This window comes from Actinomadura sp. NPDC048032, assembly GCF_040653175.1.
Taxonomy (GTDB): Bacteria; Actinomycetota; Actinomycetes; order Streptosporangiales; family Streptosporangiaceae; genus Spirillospora; species Spirillospora verrucosospora.
Window position 1 is genome coordinate 1 of record NZ_JBEZJP010000543.1, and the last position, 4,585, is coordinate 4,585.

The 4,585-nt window shown below is 73.5% G+C and carries 3 protein-coding genes and 1 pseudogene; 3 read left to right on the plus strand and 1 reads right to left on the minus strand.

Annotated features, from left to right (window positions below):
• Positions 1-645 (minus strand): annotated as a pseudogene (locus tag AB0C69_RS38500) (hypothetical protein); the annotation flags it as partial.
• A 356-nt stretch (positions 646-1,001) separates the two neighbouring features.
• On the opposite strand from AB0C69_RS38500, the gene AB0C69_RS38505 reads away from it, so the two are divergent.
• From AB0C69_RS38505 to AB0C69_RS38515, 3 genes are all read left to right on the plus strand, one after another.
• Entirely contained in the window at positions 1,002-2,252 is a 1,251-nt protein-coding gene (locus AB0C69_RS38505) for a MurT ligase domain-containing protein (protein WP_360360930.1), read from the plus strand.
• On the plus strand, positions 2,242-2,958 hold the full coding sequence (locus AB0C69_RS38510; protein WP_345172866.1) for a glutamine amidotransferase: 717 nt from the start codon (positions 2,242-2,244) through the stop codon (positions 2,956-2,958). The genes AB0C69_RS38505 and AB0C69_RS38510 overlap by 11 nt, the downstream gene beginning before the upstream one ends.
• 213 nt (positions 2,959-3,171) lie before the next feature.
• The coding region (locus tag AB0C69_RS38515) for a metallophosphoesterase family protein (RefSeq protein WP_360360933.1) at positions 3,172-4,585 on the plus strand (1,414 nt) is incomplete at its 3' end.

Consider the following 4,585-nt stretch of genomic DNA (forward strand, 5'->3'; position numbering starts at 1 on the left):
GTCGGGAAGGGCGGGGAACTGCGGGCCGCCGGGGGGCTGCTGGCCCCACGCCTGCGTGGCGTCGGCGTCCGGCGCCTCGGGCTTGCGCGGCTGGGCGAACCACGAGTCCGGGACGATCGACTCCGCGCGGGGGGCCTGGTCCTGGAGACCGAACGGGTTCGACGCCGAGGCCGGGGCGGGGAGCTCCGCGGCGGGCGGCGCCTGCTGCCCGCCGGCCCACGAGGGCTGCGAGGGCGGGGCGGCGAAGGCGCCGGAGTCGTCGTCGGCGTCGGGGTCGAACGTCCAGGCCGCGGTGTCGTCGGGGTCGGGGGACGGCAGCGGGGACGCGACGGCGGGCGTCGGCGCCGAGGCGGTGGCGGGCGGCTCCACGGACAGCCGGATCGGCGGCTCGGCCGACAGCCGGATCGGCGGCTGCGCCGGAGGCTCGGGCGCGCCCTGCGGGCCGGAGGCCCAGGACGGCGGGGCCGTCATCGTCCGGTCGCCGAACGTGTCGGCGCCGGCCGGGACGCCCGCCGGGGCGGCCTCCGCGACCGGCGACGCCAGCGGGACGGAGGGACCGACCGAGTACACGTCGATCGGCGCCTCGCAGTGCGAACACTTGCCGAGCGTCCCAGGCGTGTCATTCCCGCACGTCGGACACTGCATCGCTCAGACCTCGCCTTTTAGCCGCTTGTCCACGCTTGCGATCCAGGCCCGCCGCCCGGGCGGGCACCGCTCCCCGCGATCATCAGCGGGGCTCCCGACAAAAGTAGTGGGTGACGCCGTTCTTGGACGCGTGGTTGGTAATCCGGCGCACCGCAGTCGGAGGTCGCACGCAATCACGACATGTTGGTACTGGTCAAGATTGCTGCCAGTGGTTTACCGGGATCGTTGTGATGCTGCTCACATTGTGCCCCAATGGTGTGACGGACGTCCCTCGAACCGCCGGGCGCGCCGCGAGCGTCGCACTCAGCGGCTAGGCTCGGAGCGGTTTCCCGGCGCATCCAGAGAAGACGGAGTCCATGAGCGATCTTCCGCTGCGTTCGCAGCTGGCCGTCGCGCTCGGTCGTACGGCCGCCAAGATGTCCCGAATGGCGGGCCGCGGGGACGGCTCGGTGATCGGCGGCCGGGTCGGCCTCCGACTCGACCCCGAGCTGCTGACCAGGCTCGCCAAGGACCGCAAGCTCGTCCTCGTCAGCGCCACCAACGGCAAGACGACGACGACCCGGCTGATCACCTCGGCCATGACGCCGCTCGGCGAGGTCGCCACCAACGCGTTCGGCGCGAACATGCCGACCGGGCACGTGTCCGCGCTGGCGTCCGCCCCGTCCGCGCGCTACGGCGTGCTGGAGTGCGACGAGAAGTACGTCCCGATGGTCCTGAGGGAGACCGGGGCGAACATCGTCGCCCTGATGAACCTCAGCCGCGACCAGATGGACCGCGCCGCCGAGATCTGGCTGCTGGCCGGCAAGTGGCGGCGCGCGCTGGAGGCGTCCCCGACCAGCCACGTCATCGCCAACTGCGACGACCCGCTGGTCACCTGGGGCGCGTCCACGGCCAAGAGCGTCACCTGGGTCGCCGCGGGCCAGCACTGGCGCGAGGACTCCTGGTGCTGCCCCGAGTGCGGCGGCCCCCTCGACCGTCAGGACACCGACGAGGACAGCGACTGGCGCTGCCGGCAGTGCCACTTCGCCCGCCCCCGCCCCGACTGGGCGCTGCGCGGCGACACGATCACCGCGCCCGACGGCCGGGCGTACTCCCTCACGGGCCTGTCCCTGCCCGGCCGCGCGAACCGCTCGAACGCCCTGATCGCCCTCGCGGTCGTCGCGCAGTTCGGGGTGCCGCCCGAGCAGGCCCTCCCGCTGCTGTCGCAGGTCACCTCCGTCGCCGGCCGGTACACGACGGTCGAGCACCAGGGCCGCTCGATCCGGCTGCTGCTGTCGAAGAACCCCGCCGGATGGCTGGAGGCGTTCGACGTCCTGCAGCCCGCGCCCGGCCCCGTCGCGCTGTCGATCAACGCGCAGGGCCCCGACGGCCGCGACACGTCCTGGCTGTGGGACGTCGACTACCGCATCCTGCAGGGCCGCCCCGTGTGGGTGACCGGCGAGCGCCGCATCGACCTCGCCGCCCGGCTGGAGGCCGCCGAGGTGTCCTTCACGGTGGTGGACGACATCGACCAGGCGGTCATGGCCGTCCCGCCCGGGCATCTGGACGTGATCGCCAACTACACCGCCTTCCAGACCATCCGAACGAGGTACGGCCGTGTCGTCTGACCGCATCAAAATCGTCTGGATCTACCCGGACCTGCTCAGCACCTACGGCGACCAGGGCAACACGATCGTCCTGGAGCGGCGCGCGGCGCTGCGCGGCATCCCCACCGAGACCGTCAGCCTCCGGTCCGACGAGCCCGTGCCCGCCGACGGCGACATCTACCTGCTCGGCGGCGGCGAGGACCGGCCGCAGATCCTCGCGGCGCAGCGGCTGCGGGGCGACGGCGGCCTCGCGCGGGCCGTGCAGTCCGGCGCGGTCGTGTTCGCGGTCTGCGCGGGCTACCAGCTGCTCGGCCACGAGTTCGGCGGCGAGGAGGGCCAGCCCGTGCCGGGCCTCGGCCTGCTCGACATCCGCTCCGGGCGCGGCGAGCAGCGCGCCGTCGGCGAGATCGTCGGGGACGTCGCGGGCGAGCTGAACGTCCCGCGCATCACCGGCTTCGAGAACCACCAGGGCGTCACGCACATCGGCCCGAACGCGCGCCCCTTCGCGAAGGTGCTGCACGGCGTCGGCAACGGCGACGGGAACGGCTTCGAGGGCGCCTACAGCGGCCGCGTCCTCGGCACCTACATGCACGGCCCGGCGCTCGTCCGCAACCCCGGCCTGGCCGACCTGCTGCTCCGCTGGGCCGTCGGGAGGGACCTCCCCCCGCTGGACGACTCGTGGGCCGGACGCCTCCGCGAGGAGCGCCTCCAGGCCGTCATGCCGTAACTCCGGTGATGCCCTGACCCCGTGGTGAGCTGACCCCCCGTGGTGGGTCGGCTCACGCGGCGGGTGGGCCTGCGCGGGTGGTCGGCCTGCGCGGACGGTCGGTGTCCTTCGGAAGCCGACGGGCCGGGGCTTTCGGGTGGTTCGCCGGTCGGCGGCCGGGTCTGTCGATCGTGGTGACTTTGGGTCTGGCGCGGGGGGCCTCGTGCTGCGACCGTGACGGTCGTGATCTGCTGCCGGCCCTCCCGCCGGGCGCTCCTGCGCTGGAGCGCCGTCGTCGCGGGCGCCTCGCTCCTGCCCGCCGTCGAGGCGGCGTCCGCGCGGGCCTCGGACGACGTCCGGCCGGTGAACCTCGAACTGGTCACCGTCACGGAGACGACGGCCGTCCTCACCTGGTACACGGGCGTCCCCGGGACGGACGACGGCCTGGGGCGGATGCGACCCGCGCCGTCCGACGCCGAGGTCCTCTACGGGACGCACCCGTCCCGCCTCACCGGCGTCGCGTACGGCCCCGCCGGCACCCCGTACCACTACGTGGAGCTGACCGGCCTGGAGCCCGGGCGCACCTACTACTACAGGGCCCGCTCCAGAGGACGGGACGCCGCGCCCACCTGGCTGGCCGCGGGCCAAGCGGCGGGCACCCCCCACGGGGACGTCTTCGCCTTCACGACCCCGCAACCGCCTCCAGGCCGCCACCTCTTCTCGGTCGCCCTCTGCAACGACCTGCACCTGGGCGAGACCGTGGCCGGGCTGGTCGGCCAGCTCCCCTGGATCAGAGGCATCGAGCAGGTGCCCGGCCACCCGCCCTATCCCGAGGTGATGGCGCACGCCCTCATCGCCGACGCGCGGGCCAGGGGTGCGCACTTCCTCCTCGCCGCCGGGGACGTGTCGAGCGAGGCCGCCCCCGCCGATCTCGCGAGCGCCAAGAGCATCCTCGACACCTTCGGGACCCTGGGCGACGCCTACCTGGTGGCCCGCGGCAACCACGACCGGGCGCACACCGGGGCGCCCTACGCAGGGTGCAGCCCAGGTGAGCACCAGGGGAACGACTGCTTCAAGGACGCGTTCTCGACGTCCGACCGGACGTACTTCTCCCACGACCTGCGGGGCCTGCGCGTCATCGGGCTCGACACCTACGACAAGCCCGGCGACGGCGGCGACTCCGGCGGCCTCTCGGCGGAGCAGCATTCCTGGTTCGAGGCGGAGTTGAAGAAGGACCCGGAGCGCCCCACCCTCGTCTTCGGCCACCACCCGCTCTTCACCGAGAACGACCCGCTCGCCGTCACCGGGGCCCATTCCCTCGACGCGGGCCAGTCCCTGCGGATCCTCACGGCCTACAACCGGGCGCCCGGCGTCTTCCTCCACCACGCGGGGCACACGCACCGCAACCAGCGTTCCGTCTTCCCGCTCGCGCCCCGGGTCGTCCAGCAGGAGGTCGGGGCGGTCAAGGAGTACCCGGGCGGGTTCACGCTCCTGCGCGTCCACACCGGCGGGTACGCGCTCAACTTCTACAAGACCCGCGGGGACGAGGCCCGCGCCTGGAGCGAGCGCAGCCGCCAGGAACTCTCCAGGCAGTGGCCTCAGCTCTCCCTCGGGAACCGCCCCACCGACCGCAACACGGTCGTGGACC

Excerpts from the sequence above, each read along its gene's own strand:
- AB0C69_RS38505 (WP_360360930.1), top strand. The coding sequence starts at position 1,002 with ATGAGCGATCTTCCGCTGCGTTCGCAGCTGGCCGTCGCGCTCGGTCGT.